The organism is Streptomyces sp. NPDC093586 (assembly GCF_044764905.1).
Classification (GTDB): Bacteria; Actinomycetota; Actinomycetes; order Streptomycetales; family Streptomycetaceae; genus Streptomyces.
Genome location: NZ_JBIWJA010000014.1, coordinates 1 through 25,109, shown reverse-complemented (window position 1 = coordinate 25,109; position 25,109 = coordinate 1). Strand labels below are relative to the sequence as shown.

Genomic DNA, 25,109 nt, shown 5'->3' with positions numbered 1-25,109 from the left:
GAGAGCGCTGTGCACCTGTCCCGTACCGCGCGCATCGCGCTGCGGCTCGGCGCCGGACTCGGTTTCGCGGTGATCTACTTCCCGCTGCTGCTGGTCCTGGTCAACTCCCTCAACCCCGACCGCAGCGCGAGCTGGCCGCCGCCCGGTCTGACGCTGCACTGGTGGTCCGAGGCCGCCCGAAACGACGGCGCCCTGTCGGCGCTGTGGGTGTCGGTGAAGGCCGGCCTCGGCGCCACCGCCGTCGCGCTGGTCCTCGGCACCCTCATCGCCTTCGCCGTCGCCCGGCACCGCTTCTTCGGCCGCGGCACCCTGTCCTTCGTGGTCGTCCTGCCGATCGCGCTGCCCGGCATCGTCACCGGCATCGCCCTCAACTCCGCCTTCGGCACGGTCCTGGAGCCGCTCGGTGTCGGGCTCGGCCTCTTCACGGTCGTGGTGGGCCACGCCACCTTCTGCATCGTGGTGGTGTTCAACAACGTCGTCGCCCGGCTGCGCCGCACGTCCACCTCCTTCGAGGAAGCCGCGACCGACCTCGGCGCGCACAGCTTCCGCGCCTTCGTCGACGTGACCTTCCCACAGGTCAGGGCGGCGCTCCTGGCGGGCGGACTGCTCGCCTTCGCCCTGTCCTTCGACGAGATCGTGGTCACGACCTTCACCGCGGGACCCGGCGTGGAGACCCTGCCGATCTGGATCTTCAACAACATGACGCGCCCCCAGCAGGCCCCCGTCGTCAACGTCGTGGCCGCCGTGCTGGTGCTGCTCTCGGTGATCCCGATCTACCTCGCCCAGAGGCTGTCGGCGGACACCGCGACCGGCAGCCGGGTCTGAAGCGGAGGTCTTGCGTCCGGATGTGACGCGGATCTCACGGAAGACCCCGAGGGGTGTGAATCGGACAGTGGTGCGGTTACCGAATATCGGACGCTCACCGCTCACGCTTTGGAACAAGCGATTGCTTCGCTTGGGGCGCCTTCGAAAGTGAGGGTGGTGGCTCGATGGAGTGCGTAAATCCCTGGTGCCCCGCTCCTCGCTTACCTCACTTCGATCAACCGCACCACGAAATACGCAGGATTTAACGTCTTGTTCATGAGTCAGCTGGACACGCGTTCTCCGGCCACCGTCAAAGACGACGGGGCCCCCGCCGACGGCATGCGCAGCAAGGGTCTGGGCGGCAATTCCGTGGGCCTGCTGGGCAGCGCGGTCATCGGTGTCTCCACCGTGGCCCCGGTGTACTGCCTCACCTCGACGCTCGGCTCCACCGCCGGCGAGGTCGGCGTGCAGATGCCCGCCGTGTTCCTCGCCGGCTTCCTGCCGATGCTGCTCGTCGCCTTCGCCTACCGCGAGCTGAACAAGGCCATGCCCGACTGCGGCACCTCGTTCACCTGGACGGTCAAGGCGTTCGGCCCGCGCGTGGGGTGGATGTGCGGCTGGGGCCTGGTCATCGCCACGATCATCGTGCTGTCCAACCTGGCCGGCGTCGCCACCTCCTACTTCTGGCTGCTCGCCGGTGAGATCACCGGCAGCGACTCGGTGGCGGCGCTCGACGGGAACAAGGCCGTGCACATCGTGACCTGCCTGGCGCTCATCGCCGTCGCCACGGTGATCAGCTATCGCGGCATGACGGCGACCAAGGGGCTGCAGTACACCCTGGTGGCGCTGCAGCTGCTGGTCCTGGCCGTCTTCGTGGTCATGGCCTTCAGCAAGGCCGGAAGCGCCGACTTCCCGACCTCGGCCCACTTCTCCTGGTCGTGGCTGAACCCCTTCGCCGTCCAGTCGTTCGCGACGTTCACGGCCGGCCTGTCCCTGTCGATCTTCATGTACTGGGGCTGGGACGCGTGTCTCACCGCCAACGAGGAGACCAGCGGCAGCAGCAGTACACCGGGCCGTGCGGCGCTCGTCGCCATGGTCGTGCTGGTCGGCTCGTACCTGGCGACGGGCGTCGCGGCGCAGATGATCGTGGGCTCCGGCGACCAGGGCCTGGGACTCGCGAACCCCGACACCTCGGACAACGTCTTCGCCGCGCTCGCCGGTCCCGTCATGGGATCCGTCCTGGGCGTCGCGCTGTTCGTCGCGGTCCTCGCGTCGGCCGCGGCCAGCCTCCAGACGACGTTCATCCCGGTGGCCCGTACGGTCCTCGCCATGGCGACCTACGAGGCGCTGCCCGCCTCGTACGCCCAGGTCCACCCGCGCTACCGCACCCCGGGCCGCGCCACGGTCACCGCGGGCGTCGCGACCGGCGTCTTCTACACGGTGATGACGCTGGTCAGCGAACACGTGCTGGTCGACACGATCTACGCGCTGGGCCTGATGATCTGCTTCTACTACGCGCTGACGGCCTTCGCCTGCGCCTGGTACTTCCGTGCCGACCTCCTGAAGTCCGGACGCGACCTCGTGTTCAAGGGCGTCTTCCCCCTCCTCGGCGGAGTGCTGCTCACGGCGGTCTTCGCCAAGACGCTCGCCGACATGTGGGACCCCGCCTACGGGAGCGGATCGTCCGTGTTCGGCGTCGGCTCGGTGTTCGTGATCGGCGTGGGCCTGCTCGCCCTCGGTCTGGTCATCATGACGGTGATGCGCCGGCGGAGCCCCGCGTTCTTCCGCGGCGAGGTGCTCACGAAGTCGACGCCCGCCCTGGTCGCCGAGGACTGAGCACCCGCCCGTCGCGGTCAGGGCGCCGCGGGCCCGCTCCCGGGGCCCGGCGACGCCCTGCTCGCCCGCCTACGGCACGAGCTTCCAGTCCTGGGAGCCGTCGCCGGTCGCGTACTGCAGTGTGAGCGGCGCCCCGTCGGATGCGCCGGTCAGGTACAGGGCGGGATTCTTGACGGACTGCAGCCGGTGGAACCCGTCGCCGGTCTCGACCAGGTTCCAGCTGCCGGTGGCGCTGTCGTCGACCCACTGGCCGATCCGCTGGCCGGCCGTCGCACTGCCCGTCCAGATGGCCGCCGCGCGGCCGCCGGACTTGTTCAGCAGCGTCCGGCCGCCGTTCGGCTCCGTCACCACATGCCAGTACTGGGTGTCCTTGTTCGCCGCCGAACCGGGGTCCTCCAGACGAACGTCGGGAACGTCCCCGTTGCCGATGTTGGCGTCGTTGGTGTGGTCGCCGGTGCCGATCACCTGGCCGGTCCTCCGGTTCACCACCCGGTGGTAGGCGCCGTCCGAGTGACCGAGATCGACCTCGGCGTGGCGGATCGTCGACATGCCCTCGTTGTTGAGAACCACGATGCGGCCGGTGCCCTCGACGTACTGCAGGTTGCGGCTGTATCCGGCCGGCGAGGTCGTCTGGTACTCCTTCCACACGCCGTCGCTGCGCCCGCTCTCGTTGACCCAGACGCTGCCGCTGCCCGCGGCGTTGTAGACCAGGCGCCCGTCGGGAAGCCGGATGACGACCGGGCTGCCCCAGACCGCGAGGGGACGGGAGCCGGGGGCGACCGGCAGCGAGGTGACGCCCGTGCCCGTGGGAGAGCCCCGGTGGAACTCCAGCGGGTTGTCGGCGATCACGTACCTGGTGTTGGTTCCGCCGCCCCAGTACTCGAAGGTCAGCATCCACTTGCCGTCCTTCGTCCGGACGACGTTCGTCATGCCCGGTCGGCCGCCGCCGATCTGCTTCTTGCCGCCGCCCATGTCCTGGGTCTGTCCTGCGACGTCGACGACGGGATCGCTCCACTGCGCGCTGCGGCCGTCCCAGGTCTTGTGGACGAGGATCTGGCCGTGCGAGTCCGGGGCGGTGTCGTTCGCGGGGTCCGGCACCGGGATGCCGGTCGCCGGGTCGAAGCCGAGGTAGTCGTTCTCGTCGGAGTAGTAGCAGACCAGCTTGCCCTTGTGGACCATCAGGTACGGCTCCCACAGGGGGTCCACCTGCCGGTGCGTGTTGGCGCGGGCGACGTTCTGGCCGACGGCTCCCGCGCTGCCGCCCTGCCAGCCGCCCGTGGCGATGACGTTGACGACTCTCCAGGTCTCGCCTTCGTCGACGCTGGAGTACAGCGCGATCGCCATGTCGCTGCGGTCGCCGTCGTTGGACGGCGTCCAGTCCGGGTCGGCCGCCTTGTGCTCCTTGTAGTAGGCGTCGTCGCCCGACACCACGCTCGCGAGGAGCAGCGTGCCCCGCTTCAGGTTCCCGACGTCCTGCGGAAGCGTGTAGAGGTAGGGGTTGGTCCAGTTGCTGGTGTACTTCGCGTACGCGGGGTCGTCGGAGAGGTACGCCGGAGCCTTGACCTCGGACAGCGGCTGCCAGGACGTGCCGTGGTCGTCGCTCTTGTAGACCGGCAGGGTCTGCTTGTCCGCGCTTCCCGTCTCCGCCACGACCGTGGACTTCTCGAACGACGCCACCAGACGCCCGCCCGGCAGTTGCGCGGACTTGGGGTAGACGGCGCAGTTGCCGCGCCCCTTCAGGCACGGTTCACTGCCGAGCCGGTACAGGATTCCGCCCGTCGGGTTGTAGCCCTGTGCGCTGGCCATGGACAGGGCGAGGATGACGGATGCCGCGGTGAGCACCCCGGCAGTCCGGCCGAACCTTGTTCTCTGCATGGCTTCTCCTTCAGGAGACGGATCAGGTCGGGTTGAGCGCTTCGGGGGCGGGTGTGCCGCCGTCGCCGGGCGAGACCAGGACGCGTACGTCCCAGGGGCCGAGCTCCAGGGCCGAGTCCGCGGCGACGCGGGCACCCGCCAGGGCGTCGCGGAGGTCCGCCGGGGCGGGCACCCGCACGGTCTCCCAGCTCCAGTTGTGTACGACGTGGACGCGGCGTCCGTCGGGCGAGGTGCCGGTGGTCGCGGTGACGGAGGCGGGCAGGCCGTGCCAGCCGCTGCGGGCGGCCGGGGCCAGCCACTCGGCCAGCGCCCGGGCGAGGCCGCGGCCCGGCACCGTGCCGACGCAGGTCACGCGGCCCTCGCCGTGGCGGCGAGTGGTGATCGCGGGCCACCGGCCGAAGTGCGGGTGCTCGTAGTGGGCGAGGACGTCGGCGTCGACGACGGCGAGACCCTCGATGCACCGCGTCGCCGCGGCGTCCGCGGGTACGTGGAGCGGACCGCCGGGGACGGCGCGGACCGGGACGTCGCCGGTGAGGTTGCCGAACTCGTCGTACCGGACGCCCGTGGCGGCCACGAGACGTCCGGGAGCCGGCTCGTGGCGGGCCCGCGCCTCGTGGTCGGCGTAGGCGGTACGCGGACCGAGGACCAGATGGCCGCCCGCCCGGGCGTACGCCTCCAGCCAGTCGAGCGTGGTGTCGTCGACGACGTACAGGGCCGGCACGACGAGAACCGGGTGGCGCTCCGCCCCCTCCTCGGGCGTCATCCCCCGGGAGGACCCCGAGCCGTTCGGATCGTGCAACTGGCGTGCGTGGACGATGCGCACCTGGCGGCCGGCGTCGAAGGCGCCCCGGTAGAACGGGTCGAAGAACCGGTGGTAGGCCTCGGCGTCAGGTTCACCGTCGCCGTTCGCGAGCGGCGGGTACTTCTGCATCAGCCACTTGCTGGGCGTCGAGTAGACCATCGTGATGTCGGCGTCCGGCTCCAGTCCCGCGACGAGCGGGCCGGCGGCGTCGAACTCCGCGCCGAGGCGGGCGATCTCGGCGTACACGCGGCCGGGCAGGCCGCTGTGCGGGAGGACACCGCCCCAGTAGGTCTCCGCACCGAAGCGCAGGGTCTGCCACTGCCAGTACTCGATCATCCGCGCCCCGCGCGCGACGTGCGCCCACGCGGCCTGCCGCCACTGGCCGTCGTAGCCGGGCCGGTTGTCCCAGGCGGAACCGATGCTCTGGGCGTTGGTCTCGGTCACCAGGAACGGTTCCTGGCGCGAGGAGAACATCCAGTCCGCCGTCCGGTACATCGCCCACACCCCGGTGGTCTTCCACTTCTGCTCGTGGGCGTCGGGGGTGGGATCGGGCAGCAGCAGACCGTCCTGCATGTCGTAGTACGGATTGCCGGCGGCGACGTCGAGGCGGTCCGTGATCTCGTCGTCCGCCACCCCTTGGCGGGTGTAGGAGACGCAGGTGGTGACGAACTGGCCGGGAAGGGCGTACTCGCGGACGATGTCCGCCTGCCAGCCGATGAACTCGGTGACCTGCCGGGCCTGGAACTCCCGCCAGGCGACGTCGTACTGGGGCTGCTCGTTGCCGTCCGGCGTCCACAGGTCCGCCCACGTCGACAGGCGGTGCGACCAGTAGACCAGGCCCCACTCGCGGTTCAGGGTCTCGACGTCCCCGTACTTCTGCCGCAGGTGGTCCACGAACCGCTGGAAGACACCGCGGTTGTGGAGGAGGTGCAGGCCGGGCTCGTTGTCGACCTGCCAGCCGATGACGGCCGGGTGGCCGGCGTACCGGGCGACCATCTTGCGGATCACCCGCTCGGCGTGGAACCGGAACGCGGGATGGGTGAAGTCGATCTCCTGGCGGGTGCCCCAGCCGAGGCGCTGCCCGGTGGTGTGCTCGGCGGTGATCTCCGGGTACTGACGGGCCAGCCACGGCGGCGCGGCGTACGTCGGGGTGCCGATGACGACGGAGATGCCGCGCTCATGGGCACCGTCCAGCACCGGCTGGAGCCAGTCGAGGTCGAAGCGGCCGTTCTCCGGCTCCCACGTCGACCAGACCGACTCGCCGACCCGGATCACGGTGAAGTGCGCCTCGGCCATCAGGTCCAGGTCGGTCTTGAGCCGCTCGGCGGGCGGCACGGCAAGGTCGTAGGAGGGCGTGTACTCGTGGTAGTACGCGGCGCCGAAGAGGACACGGGCAGGCAGAGCCGCCATGAAGGAAGACCTCCGGGGAGACGAGGAAGGGGAGCAAGAGGAGGAAGGGAGCGAGGGGCCGGTGCGCTACTGCTTGACGCCGCCGGAGGCCAGGCCGCTCTGCCAGTACCGCTGGAGCATCAGGAATGCCACGACCAGCGGGACGATGGAGATCAGCGAGCCGGTGACGACCAGGGCGAGCATGTCGCTGCTGGCGCCCGAACCGCCGTTCTGCGCCTGCGCGGCCCAGGAGGAGAGACCGACCGTGATCGGGTACAGGTCCGGGTCGTTGAGCATGATCAGTGGCAGGAAGTAGTTGTTCCACGTCGCCACGAGCGTGAACAGCAGGACCGTCACCAGGCCGGGGCCGAGCAGTCCGAGAACGATCCGGAAGAAGATCCGGACCTCGCCGGCGCCGTCGATGCGGGCGGCCTCCAGGATGCTGTCGGGGACGGCCTCCTCGGCGTAGACGCGCATCAGGTAGAGGCCGAACGGGTTGACGAGCGAGGGCAGGACGACGGCCCAGGGGGTGTTGACCAGACCCGCCTTCGCGAAGAGCAGGTAGGTCGGTATCGCCAGGGCGGTGGTCGGGACCATCACGGCGCCCAGGACGAGGTGGAAGGCGGCCCGGTCGCCGCGGAAGCGGAACTTGGCGAAGCCGTATCCGCCGGCGGCGGCGAGCAACGCGGCTCCGACGGCGCTGGCCCCGGCGTACAGGGCCGTGTTGATCAGCCAGTGCGCGAAGACGCCGTCGTCCTGGGCGAAGGTCTTCCTGATGTTCGCCGGCAGTTGCGGGGTGTCGGAGAACCACAGACCGAAGGTGGTGAAGAGGTCCTGGGTGCTCTTGGTCGAGGCGATCAGCAGCCAGGCCAGGGGGAGGAGGAAGTAGGCCAGGGCGGCCAGCATGGCGATGGTCAGCGGGGTGCTGCGGCGGGCACCGGGCCGGCGCCGCTTCGGCACCGCCGGGGGAGGAGACGCCGAGGCGGCCGTGGCCGCCCGGGACGGAGGTGCGGGCCTGACCGGCGCCGCCGGGGACTCGGGGGAGGTCGTCACGAGGTCCTCCTGCGGTTCGCGGTGAGCAGGACGGCGTAGGAGGCGATCACGATGACGAGCCCGAGGAGGAAGGAGACCGTGGCCGCATAGTTGACCTGCTGGCCGGTGAAGGCGAGGGAGTAGGCGTAGAGGTTGGCGGTGTAGGAGCTGCTGATGACGTCCGGGGCGATCTTCATCAGCAGGTTCGGCTCGTTGAACAGCTGGAAACTGCCGATCACCGAGAACAGCAGGGTGAGCAGAAGGGCGGATCTGAGGGCCGGCAGCTTGATGGACCAGGCGATCCGCCAGGCGCCGGCGCCGTCCATCGCGGCCGCCTCGTACAGCTCCTGGGGAACGGTGCGCAGGGCGGCATAGAGAATGATCATGTTGTAGCCGACGAACTCCCAGGTCACGATGTTCGCCAGGCTGCCGAGCATCCAGCCCTCACCGAGGAAGTCCGGAACCGGCAGGTCCAGGTTCCGTCCGAGCTGGGCGAACGGGCCGAAGTCCGGCCCGTACAGATAGCCCCACATCAGCGCGGCGACCACGCTCGGCACGGCGTACGGGACGAAGATGCCGAGCCGGATCACGCGGGCCAGGCGCAGCAGTCCGCTGTCGAGCGCCAGGGCGAACACCAGCGAGAGCAGCAGCATCACGGGGACCTGGAGCACGAAGAACAGGGCGACCCGGCCGACGCCCCGGAGGAGCTGATCGTCGCCCAGGGCCCGGACGTAGTTGTCGAGTCCGACGAACGCCGTTCCGCCCACCAGGCGTTCCTGGAAGAGGCTCAGACAGGCGGCGTAGCCGAGCGGCGCGAGGAAGAGCAGCAGGAACAGCATCATGAAGGGGGCGACGAACAGGGGCCCCGCCGACCGGCGGTGGCGCCTGCCACCGCGCCGGGAACGTGCCGGACCGTCTCGGCGTCGGCTCTTCGGGGAGGCCGCGGTTGTGGCGGTCATCATCGGCCCTTTCTGAGGATGGGTGTGCCGGGGAACCCTGCGCTCGGCAAGGGGAGCTGAGTGATGGTCAGGAGGAGTGGACCGTGAAGCCCTGGTTCTCGGCGTACGCGGTGAGCCTCGACTGCCAGGCGCCGAGCGCGCGGACGGTGTCGGTGCGGTCGGCGAGGGACTTGCCGACGGTCTCGGTCCAGTCCGTCGCCGCCTGGTCGAGGAACGGAGGCCAGGGGAAGGCGGGACCGACCGTGGAGCTGATGTCGGCGAACAGCTGGTTGACCTTCTGGCCGCCGTAGAAGGACGGTGCGTCGCCCACGAACCCGGCGTCCGTGAGCAGGGCCTTGGTCGCCGGGAAGAAGAACTGCTCGGTGGCGAACATCTTCGCGCTCGCGGGATCGCTGTTGAGGAACTGGGCGAACATCGCCGCCGGGATCGGGTTCTTGGTGTTCTTGAGGACCGAGGTCGTCGAGCCGCCCCAGTTGCCCGAGCTCGGCTCGGCCGCGTCCCACTGCGGCAGCGGGGCCGCCCGCCACTTCCCGGCCGTGGACTTCGCCGAACCGGAGAGGAACGCCGGGCCCCACGCCGCGGTGAGCCAGGTGGCGTACGTGCCCTTGTTGAGCGCGGCGTACCAGGAGTCGGCGAAGTCGGGCTCGGTGCCGATGACCCCTTCCCGCGCGAGGCCGCCCCAGAACTCGCCGAGCTTGCGGGAGACACTGCCGTCGACGTCGATGGTGATGTCGCTCTTGCCGGACATCGAGTAGGGCTTGGCGCCCGCCTGCCAGAGCAGGCCGTGCCAGGCGGCGGCCTCGTTGGCCGCGAGATTGGTGAGGTAGACCTTCGGGTCGGCCTTGTGCAGCTTGCGGGCGGCGGCGGCGAACTCGTCCCAGGTCCTGGGCACATCGATGCCGTGCTCGTCGAAGATGTCCTTGCGGTAGAGCATGCCCATCGGACCCGTGTCCTGGGGGATCGCCCAGATCTCCCCGTTCTCGCCGCTGACCTGGCCCCACGTCCAGTCGACGAACGTGTCCTTGAGCGCGGCGGCACCGTAGGGGCTCAGGTCCAGCAGGCTGCCGGTGATCGTGAACGTCGGGATCGCCTGGTACTCGATCTGCACGGCGTCCGGGGCGCCGCTGCCCGCCTTCAGCGCGGTGCGCAGCTTGGTGTAATGGGCCACGCCCTGACCGGCGTTGACGATCTTGACCTTGATCGCCGGGTACTTCTTCTCGAAGAGGGCCACCTCCTTGCCGATGTCCGGGACCCACGTCCAGAACGTCAGCTCGGTCGGCGTCTTCATGGCCTTGTCGATGTCGGCCCGGCTGACCGGCCCGGTGGAGGCGCCGCCGCCGTCGCCGCTGCCGCCGCAGGCGGAGAGCGCGGCGCCGAGAGAGACGGCCCCCGTGGCGGCGAGGAAGCGCCGGCGGTTCAGGGAAGAGGAGGAGGCGAAGGAACGAGGCATGGGGAACTCCCGCCGATGGGCGAAGTGAGGGCATGCCTGGAGACGGCATGCCGGACAGGGGAAGGCGCGGAGGCGGCGACCAGGACGTCGGGGCGGCGAAGCGAGGAGGGCTGCTCCTCGTGCGGCACTGAGACCGAGGGCTGTACGCGGGGAACGCGGACACGGCAGGGCGTACCGTCCGCGTCCCGGGAGTGTGCCCGTGGACCGCGGCCGGACGTGGGGCATCGGGGCGGCAGGCCGGTCGGCCGGCGCCGTGCCCGAGGTGTCGGGGTGTCCGGCCGTCACGTCTGTCCGACGGGCCGGACGGTGTTCTTCAGGAGCCGGTGCTCATCAGGGCTTCGTGGCCGAGCCTCCGTCCGGCAGGGGCGGAACATGCGTGCCGCCGGGGGAACGGGGGGCCGTGCGCCGCCGGCGGCCCGGGGCCGTCCGGGACGGCGGGCGCGCGGTCGAGGCGCGGAGGACGAGTTCGACCGGTGGGTCGTTCGCCAGGGGGAGGTCCACGTCGGGCTTCTCGACGGCGTGCAGGAGCATCCTGATCCCCTCCTCGGCCACGGCGTCGAAGGGCTGGCGGACCGTGGTCAGGGGAGGAGTCACGTAGGCGGCGACGGGGACGTCGTCGAAGCCGACGACGCTGACGTCGTCGGGGACGCGGCGGCCCGCCTCTGTCAGCGCGCGGATCAGGCCGATGGCCATGTCGTCGTTCGCGGCGAACACCGCGGTGACGTCGCCGTCCGCGGCCAGTGCGCGGCCCGCCGCGTATCCGGACGCGGCCGACCAGTCACCCTCGACCACCGGCGGCTCCTCGCGGTCCCGTGCCGCCAGCGCCGCCCGCCATCCCTCCAGGCGGTCCCTCGCGGCGAACCACCGCTGCGGACCGGCGAGGTGATGGACGGTGGTGTGCCCGAGGTCCAGGAGATGCTCGGTGGCGGCCCGGGCCAGCGGTTCGGCCCCGACCCCCGAGGCCACGGTGCGGGACGAGGCGACGGCCGCGGGCGCGCCGAGGACGAGGACCGGCACGTCGACGTCGACGGAGACCACTCTGCCGTCCTCCTCGTCGTCGATCGGCTCCGAGATGACGATGCCGTCGACCCCCTGCTTGAGCAGCGAGTCGACGGCGCCGCCGACTCCGCCGGGGTCGCCCTCCAGGGTGTTGACCACGCGGACCGCGTACCCCGCGTCCCGGGCGGCCCGTTCGATGCCCATGAGCAGCGAGACCGGCCCGTACAGAGCCGTCCCGAGCGTCACCACACCGATGGAACGGGACCGCCCGGAGGCCAGCGCGCGGGCCGCGTGGTTCAGCCGGTAGCCGAGTTCCCCGGCCGCATCGAGGACGCGTCTGCGGACTTCGGCGGAGACGTACGCCTCGTCGTTGAAGACCCTCGACACGGTCTTCTGCGACACTCCGGCCAGCCGGGCCACGTCCACACTGCGGGGCGCACCGGAACTCCCGGACCGTCCTGGCGATCGCGTCATGCTGTCTCCCGCTGGCCGTGCGCCCCCACCGAGGGCTGCGTCGTCTGGCTGCGCAGTCATGTCTACGCAGTCATACGAGGACCGTCAAGAGTCCGGACAGCATCCGTCACCGGCGGCCGAGGGCCCGGGGCCCGGGGCCGGCTGTCGAAGCGCCGCGGGCGGGAGGCGTGGCCCGGCCGACGGGTACCGCGGTGCGGCGACCTCGTGCGGCTCCCGCCCGGCGGTTCGGGAAAGCCGGAGCCGGCGGTCCAGGCCGCCGCGGTCCGGCGCCCGGCGCCTGCCGGCTCACCCCCGGAGCAGGGGAAGACAAGGGTCGCAGAGGAGAGCGTCCAGGCCGGGATCGTCGTCCGCCGCCCAGGCCGCGTAGCCGTCGGGCCGGACCAGCACGGCGCCGGGCAGTCCGTCCACCGGCTCGGTGCGGACCGCGTCGAGGCCGGACGGCAGGATCCCGGCCAGGTCCAGCAGGACGGGCCTGCCCGCGTGGAACAGCGAGGGGTCGACGCCGGCGATCCGGTGACCGGCCAGCGGGTGGCCGCCGCGCACGTCGTAGGAGTGGGACAGCCCCGACATCAGCCCGGCCAGGTGGCGGTTGGCGTCGGGCAGGCGCATCAGGTCGGTGAAGACCTCGCGCAGTTCGGCGACGTCGGGAGTGGGGCGGGGGGCGGCGAGGACCCGTTGCGCCCGGGTGATGTGCAGGGCCCAGGCGCCGGCCGGGTGCCGTTCGGCGTGGTAGGTGTCCAGGAGGCCGGCCGGTGCGCGGCCCCGCAGCACCGCGGCCATCTTCCAGCCCAGGTTGAAGGCGTCCTGCATCCCCAGGTTCAGGCCGAGCCCGCCGAACGGCGGGTGGACGTGCGCGGCGTCACCGGCGAAGAACACCCGGCCCAGCCGGTAGCGGTCGACCTGCCGGGTGGCGTCGCCGAACCGCGAGGCGTTGTCGACGGCGGCCGGCACGGTCTGCTCGCCGTACACGACGCGCAGCAGTTCGGCGACCTCCTCGAATGTCACGGGCCGGTCCTTGGCCTGCTCCTCCTCGCCGGAGACCCCGCCGGTGAACCGGTAGCGGTCGTCCCCCAGGGGCATCAGCATCACCCAGCGGCCGTCGACCTCGCGGGTGAGGGTGCTCATCTGCCCGAGGGCCGTCGGCACGAGGCCGGACGCCGACGACAGCCGTACGTCGGCCAGCACCGCCGTGAACGTCCCCGGCCTGCCGGGGAACGGCACGCCGAGCAGCTTTCTGACCGTGCTGTGCCCGCCGTCGCAGGCCGCCAGGTACCGGGCCTCGATCCGCCGGCCGCCGGCCGTCACGACCACGCCGCCGTCCGTCTCCTCCACCGCCGTGACCGGGGCGCCGCGCAGCACCTGGACCCCCAGCGCCGTGGCGCGCTCCTCCAGCACCTCCTCGATCTCCCACTGCGGAACGAGGAGCGGGTGGGGGTGCGCGGTGTCCCACGCCGTACAGTCCAGCGGCACCGGCAGCAGCGCGAAGTTGCCGCCCACCGGCTCGCCGGCCAGCGCCCTGGCCCGCATCGGCTCCCACAGGCCTCGCAGTTCCAGCAGTTCCTGGGTCCGCGACTGGATCGCGCCGCCCTTGGTCTGCTCGATCCGGGCCGGGAGGCGCTCCACCACCAGGGTGTCCACACCGGTCAGCGCCAGTTCGCAGGCCAGTGTCAGCCCGGTGGGGCCGGCGCCCGCCACGATCACCTCGGTCATCGGTCCTCCTCAGGTGCACCGAGCGCAAAACTGCACCCGGTGCAGAAAAACTTTACACCGAGTGCAGGAAGGTGCCGAGTGCAGGCTTTGGCTACCCTGGACCCATGACAGGGCTGCGGGAACGCAAACGGGCGCGGACGCACGCCGCCATCTCCGACGCGGCCATCGCGCTCTTCCTCGAGCACGGGTTCGACCAAGTGTCGGTGACGCAGGTGGCGGAGGCCGCCGAGGTGTCGAAGCGGACGGTGTTCGCCTACTTCCCCGCCAAGGAGGACCTCGTCGTCCACCGCTTCGCCGACCACCGCACCGAGGCGGCCCGCGTGGTGCGCGCCCGCCCCGCCGACACCGGACCGCTGGCCGCCCTGCGCGCCCACTTCCTGGCCGGGCTGCGCGACCGCGATCCGGTCACCGGCCTCAACGACGTGCCGCAGATCCTCGCGCTGACCCGCATGGTCAGACAGACCCCGGCACTCCGCTCGGCGACGCTGCGCTTCCAGGAAGACGCGGCGCAGGCGCTCGCGGAGGCGCTCCAGGAGAGCGCCGGCGTCCCCGATCTGACCGCGCGCCTCGCGGCCGCCCATGTGCTGAACACGCAGTGGCTGCTGTCGATGGACAACTTCCGGGCGCTGGCCGCCGGCCGGTCCGCCGACGAGCGTTACCCGGAGGCGGTCGCGGACGCCGAACACGCCTTCACGCTGCTGGCGCAGGGACTGACCGGGCGCCTGTAGGAACCGCCGGACGTCCGCCTCCCGACGCCCCGCCACCGCACCGCCGCCGTGGAGCCGCCCGCTCGGCCACCGTGGTGAAGACGGCCGTCACCGCCGCGTCGTGGAGGCGGCCGTGGGAGCACGGGCGGCGGCGTGGCGTCGTCGCGGTGGGGTGGGGGAACTGTTGGGCTCAGGAGCGGACGAGGGGCGTGTCCACCAGGTGCTCGGCCAGGAACCAGGACTGCAGTTCGCCGGTCCTGATCACCTGCGAGACGAAGAGGTCGTTGGTGCCGTCGTCGCCCAGCTCGGCGGTCCGCGCGGCAGCGTCGTGGGCCTCGACGAGGATGGTCTCGTGGGCCTCCAGCAGCCGCGACAGCATCGCCGGGACCTCCTCCACGCCGTCCGGAGGCCGCGGGATCGACGTGATCTCGGCGACGTGCCGGGAGTCGCCCACCGCGACGCCGCCGAGCGACTGGACGCGTTCGGCGAGGGCGTCGACCAGTTCCAGCTGCTCACCCGCGTGCTTGTCCAGCACCAGGTGCAGCTGGTAGAAGGTCGCGCCGCGCATCAGCCAGTGATGCTTCTTGTAGAGGCCGTACAGGATCTGCGTGTCCGCCAGGACCTTGTTCAGGCGCTGGCAGGAGTACATCCGGGCTTCGTACGACAGACCGAGCGGGAACTGCTTGACGGTGCCGAACTCCTGGATCACCTCGCCCTTCTGGTGCAGCCAGGGCTGGCTGCCGCTCGCGTGAGGGGAGTGGGTGGTCATGTGGTGCCTCCTGCGGTGACGTGCTCTGCGTACACGAGTGACGCTAGGCGGCGTCAGGGCGTCGCCTTTCCCGGCAGTGCACGCACAGGTGCCCCTCAGCGCACGGCGCCCGGCGTCCGTCACGGACGTGCGCTCTCGTGCAACCGCCCGCGCGCTCGTGGACTCCCGCCGTTCTCCGGCAGCCCTGGTCTCGGCAGGCGCGGGGACGGGGGCCGCGCGTACGCACCGGCGTGCTGCCTCTCGCCTCCTCCACCCGTGGCTGGACCCACGGGCCGGGCGACGAGGGGGTTCGTCGAACTCGTCGAGGACGCCGACCGCGGCATGCCGGTGGGAGCGGCACCGGCAGGGCCGGCGGGCGGGGAAGTGCCGTACGGGCTGAACGCCGCCGTGCACGCCGATGTCCCCGTCGACATCTGCCCCACCTTCCGTCGGACGGCCGGGGCGGCCCGGGGAGCCCTCCACCGGTCCGTACTCGAGCTCCCTGGACAGGAGAAGAGCGCATACGAAGGCCGCGCGGCCCCCCGGGGGCCGCGCGGCCTTCGTACAGGTCGATTCCTGGCGACGCCTCAGGCGGTCGCGCGCACCGCGTCGCTGATCAGAGCGGCGACCTCCTTCGGCCGGGAGACGGCGACGGCGTGCGAGGCGCCGTCGATCTCGACGACCGTCGCTCCGGCCCGCTTCGCACCGAAGCGCTCCACCTCCGGGTTGATGGCCTCGTCCGCGCCGGCCACCAGCGCCCAGGACGGCTTGGTCCTCCATGCCGCGGCCGAGGCCGTCTCCGTGAACGTCGAGGCGGCCAGCGGACGCTGTGCCGCCGCCAGGACCTTGGTGACGGCGGCCGGGACGTCGGCGGCGAAGACGGCCGGGAACGCCTCGGTCTTGATCGTCACCTCGACCGCGGCCTGTCCGCCGTCGACCGGGTAGGTCTTCTCCGTGAGGTTGTCGACCAGCGGCGACAGCGGGAAGCGCCCCTGCAGCTCACCGAGGCTCTCCCCCTCCTCGGGGACGTACGCCGCGACGTAGACCAGGCCGACGACGTTCTCCGCGGTGCCCGCCACGGAGATGACCGCCCCGCCGTAGGAGTGGCCGACCAGGACGACCGGGCCGTCGATCTGAGCGGCCTGCGAGGCGATGTAGGCGGCGTCGGAGGCCAGGCCGCGCAGCGGGTTCGGCGGCGCCACCACGGGGATGCCGTGGTTCTGCAGCTCCGCGATGACGCCGGACCAGCTGCCGGCGTCCGCGAAGGCGCCGTGGACGAGCAGGACGGTCGGTGTGGTGGACATGGTGTTGCTCCTTGGGACGAGTGCCGGTGTGTCGCGTCAGCGGGTGTGCAGCGCGGCGCGCAGGACGGTGACGGCCTGGGTGATGGCGGCCTCGGCGGCGTGCGTCTCCCGCAGGGCGTTGAGCATCACGAAGTCGTGGATGACGCCCTGGTAGCGGACGGCGGTGACGGGCACGCCGGCCTCGCGCAGCTTGTTCGCGTAGGCCTCGCCCTCGTCGCGCAGGACGTCGGCCTCGCCGGTGATGACCAGCGCCGGGGGCAGGCCGGTGAGCTGCTCGGTGGTGGCGCGCAGCGGGGAGGCGGTGATCTGCGCCCGCTCGGCCTCGTCGGTCGTGTACTGGTCCCAGAACCACTGCATGCCGTCGCGGCGCAGGAAGTAGCCCTCGGCGAACTGGTGGTAGGAGCCGGTGTCGAAGCTCGCGTCGGTCACCGGGTAGAACAGCACCTGCTGGACCAGGGCGACATCACCGCGTTCCTTGGCCATCAGCGTCAGCGCCGCGGTCATGTTGCCGCCGACGGAGTCACCGGCCACGGCCAGCCGCGTGCCGTCCAGGTCCTTGGTCGCGCCCTGGGTCACGACCCACTGGGCCACCGCGTAGTTCTGCTCGATCGCCACCGGGTAGCGGGCCTCGGGGGAGAGGTCGTACTCGGGGAAGACCACGGCCGCGTCCGCGCCGACGGCGAGTTCGCGCACCAGCCGGTCGTGGGTGTGGGCGTTGCCGAAGACCCAGCCGGCGCCGTGGATGTAGAGGATCACCGGGAGGGTGCCCTCGGCGCCGGCGGGCTTGACGATGCGGGCCCGCACGCTGCCCGTCGGGCCGCCGGAGACGGTGATCCACTCCTCGTCGACGTCCGGCTTGGCGATCTCGCCGGACTGCACCTCGTCCACGGCCTTGCGGCCCTCGGCCGGCGGCAGGTCGAACAGGTAGGGCGGATTGGCGGTGGCCTCGGCGAACGCGGCCGCTGCGGGTTCCAGCACCGGCTGAACCGGCTCGTACACGTAGGACATTGCAAACTCCTGGGACTCAAGGGCGTATCGGTGTTCCGGCGAAGCGGCCCGCACCGGATCCGGGGAGCCGCCGGGCCGTCCACGGCCACGCTAGAACCGGGAGGACCCCGGCTGTTGCGCACCAGTGCACCGACCCTGACCCCACCGTGCACGGGAGTACGCGCAGTGCGCTGCCAGGCAAATACCAGTGCGCTCACCAGAAACCGAGTGCGTCCCGCCCGGCCTAGCGTGGGCGGCGAAGCAGTCGCGGCACCGTTCTCGGTGCACCTCGCCGGCAGCCCGCCCGGACGCGGCCCATCCGAAATCCCACGCTGTACGCCCCGCAGGAGGTTGTCGAAAGGTGTCCACGATGCCGGTCGGCGGGTTGATCCCCCGCGCCACCGACGACGCGGCGGACCTCGTCGTCCGCAACGCCAAGATCCACACCGGTGATCCCCGCCTCCCGCAGGCCGAGGCGATCGCCGTCCGCGACGGCGTCATCACCGCCGTCGGCGGTGACAAGGACGTGGCCGGCCAGGTCGGCCCCGCCACCCGGGTGGTCGACGCGCTCGGACGCAGGATGATCCCCGGACTCAACGACGCCCACCTGCACGTGATCCGGGGCGGTCTGAACTACGTGCTGGAGCTGCGCTGGGACGGAGTGCGCTCCCTGCGCCAGGGCCTGGCCATGCTGCGCGAGCAGGCGGCCCGCACGCCCAAGGGCCAGTGGGTGCGGGTGGTGGGCGGCTGGTCGGCCGAGCAGTTCGCCGAACGCCGGCTGCCCACCGTCGCCGAACTGAACGCCGCCGCACCGGACACCCCGGTCTTCGTCCTGCACCTCTACCAGGCGGCGATCCTCAACCGCGCCGCCGTCGAGGCGGTGGGGTACGACAAGGACACCCCCGACCCCCGCGGCGGGCAGATCATGCGGGGCCGCACCGGTGAGCCCACGGGCATGCTGCTGGCGGCCCCCAGCGCCCTGATCCTCTACTCGACGCTGGCCAAGGCGCCCGTGCTGGACGAGGAGCACCGCAAGACGTCGACCCGTCACTTCCTGCGGGAGCTGAACCGGTTCGGACTCACCTCGGCGATCGACGCGGCCGGCGGGTTCCAGAACTTCCCCGACAACTACGAGACGGTCACGGAACTCGCCAGGGACGGCGAGCTGTCCCTGCGCATCGCCTACCACCTGTTCCCGCAGACCGCGGGACAGGAGATCGACGACCTCACCCGCTGGATCGGCATGGTCCGTCCCGAGGACGGCGACGAGTGGCTGCGGCTGAACGGCGCCGGGGAGAACCTCACCTGGGCGGCCGCGGACTTCGAGAACTTCGCCGAGCCGCGCCCCGAACACGCCCCCGACTACGAGGTGGAGTTCGAGAAGGCGGTGCGCCTCCTCATGGAGAACGGCTGGGGCTTCCGCCTGCACGCCACCTACGACGAGACCATCCGCCGCGACCTGGCCGTGTTCGAGAAGCTCGCCGCGGAAGGGCTCTTCCCCGGCGGCAACCGGTGGCTGTTCGACCACGCGGAGACCGTGTCGGCCGACAGCCTCGACCGCATCGTCGCCCTCGGCGGTGCCATGTCGGTGCAGAACCGGCTGTCCTTCCAGGGCGAGGCGTTCGTCCGCCGCTACGGCATCGGCGCCGCCGCCGACGCCCCGCCGATCCGCGCCATGCTGGGCCGGGGCCTGACCGTCGGCGCCGGCACCGACGCCACCCGCGTCTCCTCGTACAACCCGTGGGTCGCGCTGCACTGGCTGGTCACCGGCCGCACGGTCGGCGACCTGACCATCCACCCGCCGCACAACCGGGTCGACCGGGAGACGGCGTTGGAGATGTTCACGACGGCCGGCGCCGCGCTCACCGGGGAACAGGACCGCAAGGGCGTCCTGCGCCCCGGGTTCCTCGGGGACCTCACCGTGCTGTCGGAGGACTACTTCGCGGTGCCCGACCCGGAGATCCCGCACATCGAGGCCCTGCTCACGGTCGTCGGCGGCCGGATCGTGTACGCCGCCGGCGAGTACGAGGGCGTCGACGAGCTGCTGCCGCCGGTGACCCCCGGATGGAGCCCGGTGGCACACTTCGGCGGCTACCAGGCGACCCCGGTACAGGGCAGGTCGGGAGTCCGTCAGGCCGAACTGCTCGGCGAGGCCGCCGCGGAGTCGGAACAGCACCGCCAGTGGCGGGCCCGCCGCGGCCTCGCCCCCGAGACCGACAGCCCGGTCCTCGACCCCTGCTTCTTCTGAGCCGGGGCCTTCAGACCCTCTTCTCCCCGGTCACGGACGACCGTCCGGGACCGTTGCCACCCTCACCGAAAGGCATACCCATGGTCGACATCACCGAGGTCACCGCCGCTCCCGGCCCCGACCTGCTCACCCCCGACAACTGCGCGGTCCTGTTCGTGGACCACCAGCCGCAGATGTTCTTCGGCACGGGCAGCGGCGACCGCACCGCGATCATCAACGCGACGCTGGGTCTGGCGAAGGCCGCCAAGGTCTTCGACGTCCCCGTCGTGCTGAGCACGGTGGCCGCCGAGTCCTTCTCCGGCCCGCTCATGCCGCAGCTGGCGGACGTCTTCCCCGACCAGAAGATCATCGACCGCAGCACGATGAACGCCTGGGAGGACATCGCCTTCGTCGAGGCCGTCAAGGCGACCGGCCGCAAGAAGCTGGTCATCGCCGGTCTGTGGACCGAGGTTTGCGTCGTCCTGCCCGCGCTGTCCGCGCTCGCCCAGGGCTACGAGGTCTACGTCGTCACCGACGCGTCCGGCGGCGTCAGCCCGCAGGCCCACGAGCACGCCGTCCAGCGGATGGTCCAGGCCGGCGTGGTGCCGGTGACCTGGGTGCAGGTGCTGCTCGAACTCCAGCGTGACTGGGCGCGTACGGAGACGTACCTGCCGGTCATGGACGTCGTGAAGGAGCACGGCGGCACCTACGGACTCGGTGTCGTCTACGCGCAGGCCTTCATCGGCGAGCACGCCGCCGGCTGATTCACCCCACGGTCGACGACGGACGTCAGGAACAGGCAGACAACGCGATGGACAGCGGACTGTTGGTGCTCCGGCTGGTGGTGGGAGTCCTCATCGCCGGGCACGGAGTGCAGAAGGTCAGTTTCCGGCTGGGCGGCAACGGGCTGGCCGGAGGAACCGAGGAGTTCCGCCGGGACGGCTTCCGCGGCGGGAGACTCACCGCCCTCGCCGCGGGCGGCAGCCAGATCGGTGCCGGCCTGTTCCTGGCGGCCGGCCTCCTCACCCCCTTGGCGGCGATGGCCGCCATGGGAGTGATGACGGTGGCCGGCACCGTCAAGTGGCACAAGGGGCTGTGGGTGCAGAACGACGGCTACGAGTACCCCCTGGTCCTCGTCACCGTCGCCGCGGCCCTCGCTCTCACCGGCCCGGGTCACTGGTCGCTCGACGACCTCCTCGGGCTCGGCACCTGGCCGCTGTGGGTCTCCCTCGCGGCGATCGTCGCCGGCCCCGGCAGCGGACTGCTCACCCGCTCGGTGCTGCGGTACGCGCCCGCCGCCGGCGACACGACGGACGGGAGGCCGCGGCATGCGTAGGCTGCTGACCGACGCCGCCCACACGCTCGTCCCTCCGAAGGACGACCGGCACGGGCCCCTGCCGCCGCTGATGCTGGTGCTGACGGTGGTGACCGGTCTCATCGACGCGGTGAGCTACCTGGCGCTCGGCCGGGTCTTCGTCGCCAACATGACCGGCAACGTCGTCTTCCTCGGTTTCGCCCTGGCCGGCGCGCCAGGGCTGTCCGTGCCCGCGTCCCTCGTCTCGATGCTGTCGTTCCTCGTCGGAGCGCTGGCCGGAGGACGGTCCGGTGTCCGCTTCGCGGAGCACCGCGGCCGGCTGCTGGCCGCGACGACGGCCGTCCAGGCCGTGCTCGTCGCCGGGACCGTGGTCGCGGCCTTCCTGGCGCACGGTGAGGTGACCGGTCCGGTCCGGTACACCCTCATCGTGCTCCTGGGCATCGCCATGGGCGTGCAGAACGCGGTCGCGCGACGTCTTGGAGTCCCGGACCTGACCACGACCGTCCTGACCCTCACCCTGACGGGTCTGGCCGCCGACTCCTCGCCCGCCGGCGGGGCGACCCCCCGGCCCGGCCGGCGCGTCCTCTCCGTCCTCGCCATGTTCACCGGGGCCCTCGCGGGCGCCCTGCTCCTGCGGCATGCCGAGCTCCCGTACGTCCTGGGTCTCGCACTGCTGCTGCTCGCGGTGACGTCGGCGGTCACCCACCGCCTGTCGGCCTCCGCCCCCGCCTGGACCAGGCCTCCGTCATGAGGCTCGCGAAGAACTCGGCCTGGGCGCCCCTCGCGGCACGCGTGTTCCGCGCGCTGTGGATCGCGCAACTGGTGTCCAACACCGGCACCTGGATGCAGACGGTCGGTGCCCAGTGGCTCCTCGTCGGACACAGCGCCGCCCTGGTGACGCTCGTCCAGACCGCCTCCAGCCTCCCGGTCGTCCTGCTCGCGCTGCCCTCCGGCGTGCTGGCCGACCGCTACGACCGCCGCAAGGTGCTCCTGGCCGCCCAGTTCGCCATGCTCGCCGTCGCCACCGTGCTGACCGTGCTGGCGTTCCGGGACGCGCTCGCCCCGGGTCTCCTTCTCGTCCTCACCTTCCTGCTGGGCTGCGGCACCGCGCTGATGGGCCCGGCCTGGCAGGCGATCCAGCCGGAACTCGTGGAGCGCGGGCAACTGGGGCAGGCGGCGGCGCTCGGGGCCGTGAACATGAACCTGGCCCGTGCCGTGGGCCCGGCCCTCGGCGGCGCGGTGGTCGCCGCGGCGGGCGCGGGCTGGGTCTTCGCCTTCAACGCCCTGTCCTACCTGGGCATCGCGGCGGTGCTGCTGCTGTGGCGACGACCGGCGACGCCACGGCCCACCGTCCGAGGTGAAGGACTCCTCGCGGCCGTGCAGGCCGGCCGCCGCTACGTCTGGCACGCCCCCGGCGTCCGCCGGGTCCTGCTGCGCACGGCCCTGTTCATCCCGGGCGGTGCCGCCCTGTGGTCACTGCTTCCCCTCGTCGCGAGCCGGTCCCTGGGGCTCGGCTCGGGCGGATACGGGCTTCTGCTCGGTGTCGTCGGTGCCGGTGCGGTGGGCGGCGCCTTCGCCCTGCCCGCGATCCGGCGCGGGCTGGGTGCCAACGGCATCCTCGCCGCGGGGGCGGCGGTCTTCGCCGCGACGCTGGTGGTGCTGGCCACGGTCCGGCTCCCGTGGCTCGCCGCGGCCGCGCTGCTGCCCGCGGGGGTGGCCTGGATCGGCGTGCTGTCCACCCTCAACGCGGCCGTCCAGCAGCGCTTGCCCGGCTGGGTCAGGGGCCGGGGGCTCGCCATCTACCTGGTGGTGTTCCAGGGCGGGCAGGCGCTGACCGCACCCGTGTGGGGCGCACTGGCCGACGGGCTGGGGCTGACCACGTCTCTTCTGATCGGCTCCGGCCTGCTGGCGGCCGGTGCCCTGAGCGTGCGCCGCTGGCCGCTGCACGGCACGGACGGGATCGACCCGAGCCCTTCCGACCACTGGCCCGCCCCACCCCTGGTGTTCGAACCCGGGCCGGCCGACGGCCCGGTACTCGTCTCCGTCGCGTACCGGATCGCCCCGGAGAACTGGTCGGCCTTCACCGACCGCATGCGGCACGTGGCCCGGTCCCGGCGTCGCATCGGTGCCCTGACCTGGGGGCTTTACCAGGACGGCGGTGACCCCTGCCGGTTCATCGAGAACTACCTGGTCGCCTCCTGGTCGGAGCACCTGGCCCAGCACCACAGCCGGCTCACGGCCACCGACCGCCGTTTCGAGACCCGGGCGCGCGAACTGCTCGTGGAAGGCTCCGCACCGGAAGTGACCCACGCCTTCGACACGGTTGCCGGCCCCGTGGCCGCCGCCGGCGAACAGGCCGGCCGTCCCGAGCGATCGAGCCGTCCCGGCTGACACCCGGCCTCAGCCGGAGCGGCCGTGGCGCCAGGCCGGCACACGCCTGCGTCAGGCACTGCGGGACCTGCCCGGCACGCGCCGAGGACGGCGCACCCCCTCATTCCCCACCCGGCGCTGTCCGGCACCCGAACCCTCTCGGACTGCCTCCTCACACCGCTGCCGGGCGGGCCGGCCGGTCATGTGAGACGCGGGTGGCCGGGCCCGTCGACAGCGCCGGCCGCAGACCCGTCGCGCTGTTGCCGCACGGGTTGGGCCGGCCCCCGGGCGATGCCGGCAACCCACGAGCGTCTGGTGCGCGCGTTCGCCCTCGGAACGGACGTTGCCGTGGTTCTCGTCGGCTGCCGGCGCGCCCCGAAGGCCGCAGCACCCGGTCGCCGTCGAGCAGTGCCGAGCGGGCGCCGGACGGGGATCTGCGAGTGTGACGGCGAGAGCGGACCGGACGGGACCGGATGACCGCCGGGGCGACTCCCGGCGTCCGTGACACCGGTTTCCGCCTGCGGTTTCGTGCGCCGTTCCACGAACGGAGCGATCATTGAACAGAAAACCTTTGTCAAGGAGAGGGCCCAGCCATGAGCCACGTCGAACCGGAACCTGCCGTACTGCGCCGCGGAGGTGACGGCCACGGGGACCACCTGCCGCACGTCGACGTGCTCCCCGCACGGGACGTGCCGCTGGGCGGGCCGAGGGCGATGACGGTGCGGCGCACGCTGCCGCAGCGGGCCCGGACGCTGATCGGTGCCTGGTGTTTCGTGGATCACTACGGTCCCGACGACGTCACCGAGACCGGTGGCATGGACGTCGCTCCCCATCCGCACACCGGACTGCAGACCGTCAGCTGGCTCTTCAGCGGGGAGATCGAGCACCGCGACAGCCTGGGCAGCCACGCCTTGGTGCGGCCCGGCGAACTCAACCTGATGACCGGCGGCTACGGCATCTGCCACTCGGAGGTCTCCACCGCTCGGACCAGGATCCTGCACGGCGTCCAGCTGTGGGTGGCCCTGCCCGGACAACACCGGCACGCCGACCGCGACTTCCGGCACCACGTGCCGATGCCGCTCCGGCTGGGCGGCGCCGAGATCAGGGTGTTCCTGGGGACCTTGGCCGGCAGCACCTCTCCGGTACCGACCTTCACCCCTCTCCTCGGCGCCGAACTCGTCCTCGACCCGCACTCGACGACCGTTCTCCCCGTCGACTCCGCCTTCGAGCACGGTCTCCTCGTCGACCAGGGAGAGGTGGGCATGGCGGGAACCGTGCTGCACTCCGCGGAACTCGGCTTCCTGAGCACCGGGCACGACAGGCTGGTCCTGACGAACGACACGGAACGGCCCGCTCGTGCCGTGCTGTTGGGCGGAACGCCCTTCCAGGAACAGTTCGTCATGTGGTGGAACTTCATCGGCCGCAGCCACCAGGACATCGTCGACGCCAGACAGGCATGGCAGGACGGATCCGACCGCTTCGGCCATGTCGACGGTTATGACGGCGCCCGTCTTCCCGCCCCCGCTCTCCCCCGTGCCACCCTCTCTCCACGAGGGAACCCGACGCGTTCCTGACCGACGCACCACGGCGCGGCCGCCTTCGCCGGCGTCATCGGTCCAGTGCGGAACGGCGCTCGGTCTCGGTGTGTCCGCCCCAGACCCCGTAGTACTGCCGGGACGCCAGAGCGAAGCGACCACAAGGATCACTGACAGGGCAGCTGCGGCAGATCGCTCGTGCCGCCTCCTCGCGCCGTCGGCGGTCCCGGCCCCGTTCGCCGGCGGGCGGGAAGAAGACCGAGCTGTCCATGCCACGGCACGCGGCGTCGGCCTGCCATTCCCATACCCGCAGAAGCGGCTTCGTCCGAGTCTTCATCCGTCTCTCCTTCCACGGCCCGGCAGCGTCACAGCCCCGGGGCCGGATGCGTCTCAGCAGGGCCCGGAACCAGCGCGGCGAGTCGCCGCTCGAACGGGGTGACATCCTCGAAGGAGTCGCGCCGGGGCAGCGGCCGGCCGGTGGACGACCCCGTCATCAGGGCGGCCAGTTCGCCCGCGGCCCGCTCGATGCGGCCGTCGAGTCCTTCGGCGCCCCAGTCCTCGGAGGCGGCGTAGACGCCGGTGGGGA

20 protein-coding genes and 1 pseudogene are annotated in these 25,109 nt (G+C 71.7%); 9 read left to right on the top strand and 12 right to left on the bottom strand.

Annotated features, from left to right (window positions below):
- Nucleotides 1-9 precede the first annotated feature (9 nt).
- Nucleotides 10-825: an ABC transporter permease gene (locus ACIRFH_RS16765; protein WP_403521152.1), complete on the top strand. Its 816-nt coding sequence runs from the start codon at nucleotides 10-12 to the stop codon at nucleotides 823-825.
- A gap of 255 nt (nucleotides 826-1,080) precedes the next feature.
- Nucleotides 1,081-2,640: an APC family permease gene (locus ACIRFH_RS16760; RefSeq protein WP_403521150.1), complete on the top strand. Its 1,560-nt coding sequence runs from the start codon at nucleotides 1,081-1,083 to the stop codon at nucleotides 2,638-2,640.
- Between the two features lie 69 nt (nucleotides 2,641-2,709).
- Here ACIRFH_RS16760 and ACIRFH_RS16755 read toward each other — a convergent pair whose 3' ends face one another.
- From ACIRFH_RS16755 to ACIRFH_RS16725, 7 genes are all read right to left on the bottom strand, one after another.
- Entirely contained in the window at nucleotides 2,710-4,515 is a 1,806-nt protein-coding gene (locus ACIRFH_RS16755; RefSeq protein ID WP_403521148.1) for an RICIN domain-containing protein, read from the bottom strand.
- Nucleotides 4,516-4,537: 22 nt separating this feature from the next.
- A complete protein-coding gene (locus ACIRFH_RS16750; protein WP_403521146.1) occupies nucleotides 4,538-6,727 on the bottom strand; it encodes a beta-galactosidase in 2,190 nt (729 codons plus the stop codon).
- A gap of 66 nt (nucleotides 6,728-6,793) precedes the next feature.
- Nucleotides 6,794-7,759 (bottom strand): carbohydrate ABC transporter permease, encoded by a 966-nt coding sequence (locus ACIRFH_RS16745; RefSeq protein WP_403521145.1) that lies wholly within the window; start codon nucleotides 7,757-7,759, stop codon nucleotides 6,794-6,796.
- Entirely contained in the window at nucleotides 7,756-8,697 is a 942-nt protein-coding gene (locus tag ACIRFH_RS16740; protein ID WP_403521144.1) for a carbohydrate ABC transporter permease, read from the bottom strand. Before ACIRFH_RS16740 ends, ACIRFH_RS16745 begins: the two co-directional genes overlap by 4 nt.
- A gap of 67 nt (nucleotides 8,698-8,764) precedes the next feature.
- Complete coding sequence (locus ACIRFH_RS16735) at nucleotides 8,765-10,147, bottom strand: ABC transporter substrate-binding protein (protein WP_403521143.1); 1,383 nt, start codon at nucleotides 10,145-10,147, stop codon at nucleotides 8,765-8,767.
- Nucleotides 10,148-10,477: 330 nt separating this feature from the next.
- Entirely contained in the window at nucleotides 10,478-11,620 is a 1,143-nt protein-coding gene (locus ACIRFH_RS16730) for a LacI family DNA-binding transcriptional regulator (RefSeq protein ID WP_403521141.1), read from the bottom strand.
- 285 nt (nucleotides 11,621-11,905) lie between these two features.
- Nucleotides 11,906-13,330 carry an FAD-dependent oxidoreductase gene (locus ACIRFH_RS16725; RefSeq protein ID WP_403521139.1) on the bottom strand — a complete coding sequence of 475 codons (1,425 nt, stop codon included), beginning with the start codon at nucleotides 13,328-13,330 and terminating at the stop codon, nucleotides 11,906-11,908.
- 104 nt (nucleotides 13,331-13,434) lie between these two features.
- Here ACIRFH_RS16725 and ACIRFH_RS16720 point away from each other — a divergent pair, with 104 nt between their 5' ends.
- Nucleotides 13,435-14,058 carry a TetR family transcriptional regulator gene (locus ACIRFH_RS16720; RefSeq protein ID WP_403521137.1) on the top strand — a complete coding sequence of 208 codons (624 nt, stop codon included), beginning with the start codon at nucleotides 13,435-13,437 and terminating at the stop codon, nucleotides 14,056-14,058.
- A 169-nt stretch (nucleotides 14,059-14,227) separates the two neighbouring features.
- On the opposite strand, the gene ACIRFH_RS16715 is transcribed toward ACIRFH_RS16720, so the two are convergent.
- The 3 genes from ACIRFH_RS16715 to ACIRFH_RS16705 form a co-directional block, all read right to left on the bottom strand.
- On the bottom strand, nucleotides 14,228-14,806 hold the full coding sequence (locus ACIRFH_RS16715) for a Dps family protein (RefSeq protein WP_403521135.1): 579 nt from the start codon (nucleotides 14,804-14,806) through the stop codon (nucleotides 14,228-14,230).
- A gap of 566 nt (nucleotides 14,807-15,372) precedes the next feature.
- Nucleotides 15,373-16,089 carry an alpha/beta fold hydrolase gene (locus tag ACIRFH_RS16710; protein ID WP_403521133.1) on the bottom strand — a complete coding sequence of 239 codons (717 nt, stop codon included), beginning with the start codon at nucleotides 16,087-16,089 and terminating at the stop codon, nucleotides 15,373-15,375.
- A 36-nt stretch (nucleotides 16,090-16,125) separates the two neighbouring features.
- Entirely contained in the window at nucleotides 16,126-17,097 is a 972-nt protein-coding gene (locus tag ACIRFH_RS16705; RefSeq protein WP_403521131.1) for an alpha/beta hydrolase, read from the bottom strand.
- A 349-nt stretch (nucleotides 17,098-17,446) separates the two neighbouring features.
- Between ACIRFH_RS16705 and ACIRFH_RS16700 the strand changes: the two genes are divergently transcribed.
- From ACIRFH_RS16700 to ACIRFH_RS16675, 6 genes are all read left to right on the top strand, one after another.
- Nucleotides 17,447-19,324 carry an amidohydrolase gene (locus tag ACIRFH_RS16700; RefSeq protein WP_403521415.1) on the top strand — a complete coding sequence of 626 codons (1,878 nt, stop codon included), beginning with the start codon at nucleotides 17,447-17,449 and terminating at the stop codon, nucleotides 19,322-19,324.
- An 80-nt stretch (nucleotides 19,325-19,404) separates the two neighbouring features.
- Nucleotides 19,405-20,067 (top strand): hydrolase, encoded by a 663-nt coding sequence (locus ACIRFH_RS16695; RefSeq protein WP_403521129.1) that lies wholly within the window; start codon nucleotides 19,405-19,407, stop codon nucleotides 20,065-20,067.
- Between the two features lie 47 nt (nucleotides 20,068-20,114).
- Nucleotides 20,115-20,639, top strand: coding sequence for a DoxX family protein (locus tag ACIRFH_RS16690; RefSeq protein WP_403521127.1), 525 nt, complete (start codon nucleotides 20,115-20,117; stop codon nucleotides 20,637-20,639).
- Nucleotides 20,632-21,369, top strand: a complete 738-nt coding sequence (locus ACIRFH_RS16685; RefSeq protein WP_403521125.1) for a YoaK family protein — start codon at nucleotides 20,632-20,634, stop codon at nucleotides 21,367-21,369. Before ACIRFH_RS16690 ends, ACIRFH_RS16685 begins: the two co-directional genes overlap by 8 nt.
- A complete protein-coding gene (locus ACIRFH_RS16680) occupies nucleotides 21,366-23,009 on the top strand; it encodes an MFS transporter (protein ID WP_403521123.1) in 1,644 nt (547 codons plus the stop codon). Before ACIRFH_RS16685 ends, ACIRFH_RS16680 begins: the two co-directional genes overlap by 4 nt.
- A 572-nt stretch (nucleotides 23,010-23,581) precedes the next feature.
- A complete protein-coding gene (locus tag ACIRFH_RS16675; RefSeq protein ID WP_403521121.1) occupies nucleotides 23,582-24,562 on the top strand; it encodes a pirin family protein in 981 nt (326 codons plus the stop codon).
- A gap of 34 nt (nucleotides 24,563-24,596) precedes the next feature.
- On the opposite strand, the gene ACIRFH_RS16670 is transcribed toward ACIRFH_RS16675, so the two are convergent.
- Entirely contained in the window at nucleotides 24,597-24,860 is a 264-nt protein-coding gene (locus ACIRFH_RS16670) for a WhiB family transcriptional regulator (protein WP_403521119.1), read from the bottom strand.
- 28 nt (nucleotides 24,861-24,888) lie between these two features.
- A pseudogene (locus ACIRFH_RS16665) lies at nucleotides 24,889-25,109 on the bottom strand (oxidoreductase); the annotation flags it as partial.

Bases quoted from the DNA above. Each gene is read 5' to 3' on its own strand.
- ACIRFH_RS16730 (WP_403521141.1), bottom strand. From the start codon at position 11,620: ATGACGCGATCGCCAGGACGGTCCGGGAGTTCCGGTGCGCCCCGCAGT.
- ACIRFH_RS16710 (WP_403521133.1), bottom strand. From the start codon at position 16,089: ATGTCCACCACACCGACCGTCCTGCTCGTCCACGGCGCCTTCGCGGAC.
- ACIRFH_RS16725 (WP_403521139.1), bottom strand. From the start codon at position 13,330: ATGACCGAGGTGATCGTGGCGGGCGCCGGCCCCACCGGGCTGACACTG.
- ACIRFH_RS16735 (WP_403521143.1), bottom strand. From the start codon at position 10,147: ATGCCTCGTTCCTTCGCCTCCTCCTCTTCCCTGAACCGCCGGCGCTTC.
- ACIRFH_RS16750 (WP_403521146.1), bottom strand. From the start codon at position 6,727: ATGGCGGCTCTGCCTGCCCGTGTCCTCTTCGGCGCCGCGTACTACCAC.
- ACIRFH_RS16755 (WP_403521148.1), bottom strand. From the start codon at position 4,515: ATGCAGAGAACAAGGTTCGGCCGGACTGCCGGGGTGCTCACCGCGGCA.
- ACIRFH_RS16715 (WP_403521135.1), bottom strand. From the start codon at position 14,806: ATGACCACCCACTCCCCTCACGCGAGCGGCAGCCAGCCCTGGCTGCAC.
- ACIRFH_RS16700 (WP_403521415.1), top strand. From the start codon at position 17,447: ATGCCGGTCGGCGGGTTGATCCCCCGCGCCACCGACGACGCGGCGGAC.
- ACIRFH_RS16690 (WP_403521127.1), top strand. From the start codon at position 20,115: ATGGACAGCGGACTGTTGGTGCTCCGGCTGGTGGTGGGAGTCCTCATC.
- ACIRFH_RS16705 (WP_403521131.1), bottom strand. From the start codon at position 17,097: ATGTCCTACGTGTACGAGCCGGTTCAGCCGGTGCTGGAACCCGCAGCG.
- ACIRFH_RS16680 (WP_403521123.1), top strand. From the start codon at position 21,366: ATGAGGCTCGCGAAGAACTCGGCCTGGGCGCCCCTCGCGGCACGCGTG.
- ACIRFH_RS16695 (WP_403521129.1), top strand. From the start codon at position 19,405: ATGGTCGACATCACCGAGGTCACCGCCGCTCCCGGCCCCGACCTGCTC.
- ACIRFH_RS16720 (WP_403521137.1), top strand. From the start codon at position 13,435: ATGACAGGGCTGCGGGAACGCAAACGGGCGCGGACGCACGCCGCCATC.
- ACIRFH_RS16670 (WP_403521119.1), bottom strand. From the start codon at position 24,860: ATGAAGACTCGGACGAAGCCGCTTCTGCGGGTATGGGAATGGCAGGCC.
- ACIRFH_RS16675 (WP_403521121.1), top strand. From the start codon at position 23,582: ATGAGCCACGTCGAACCGGAACCTGCCGTACTGCGCCGCGGAGGTGAC.
- ACIRFH_RS16685 (WP_403521125.1), top strand. From the start codon at position 20,632: ATGCGTAGGCTGCTGACCGACGCCGCCCACACGCTCGTCCCTCCGAAG.
- ACIRFH_RS16740 (WP_403521144.1), bottom strand. From the start codon at position 8,697: ATGACCGCCACAACCGCGGCCTCCCCGAAGAGCCGACGCCGAGACGGT.
- ACIRFH_RS16760 (WP_403521150.1), top strand. From the start codon at position 1,081: ATGAGTCAGCTGGACACGCGTTCTCCGGCCACCGTCAAAGACGACGGG.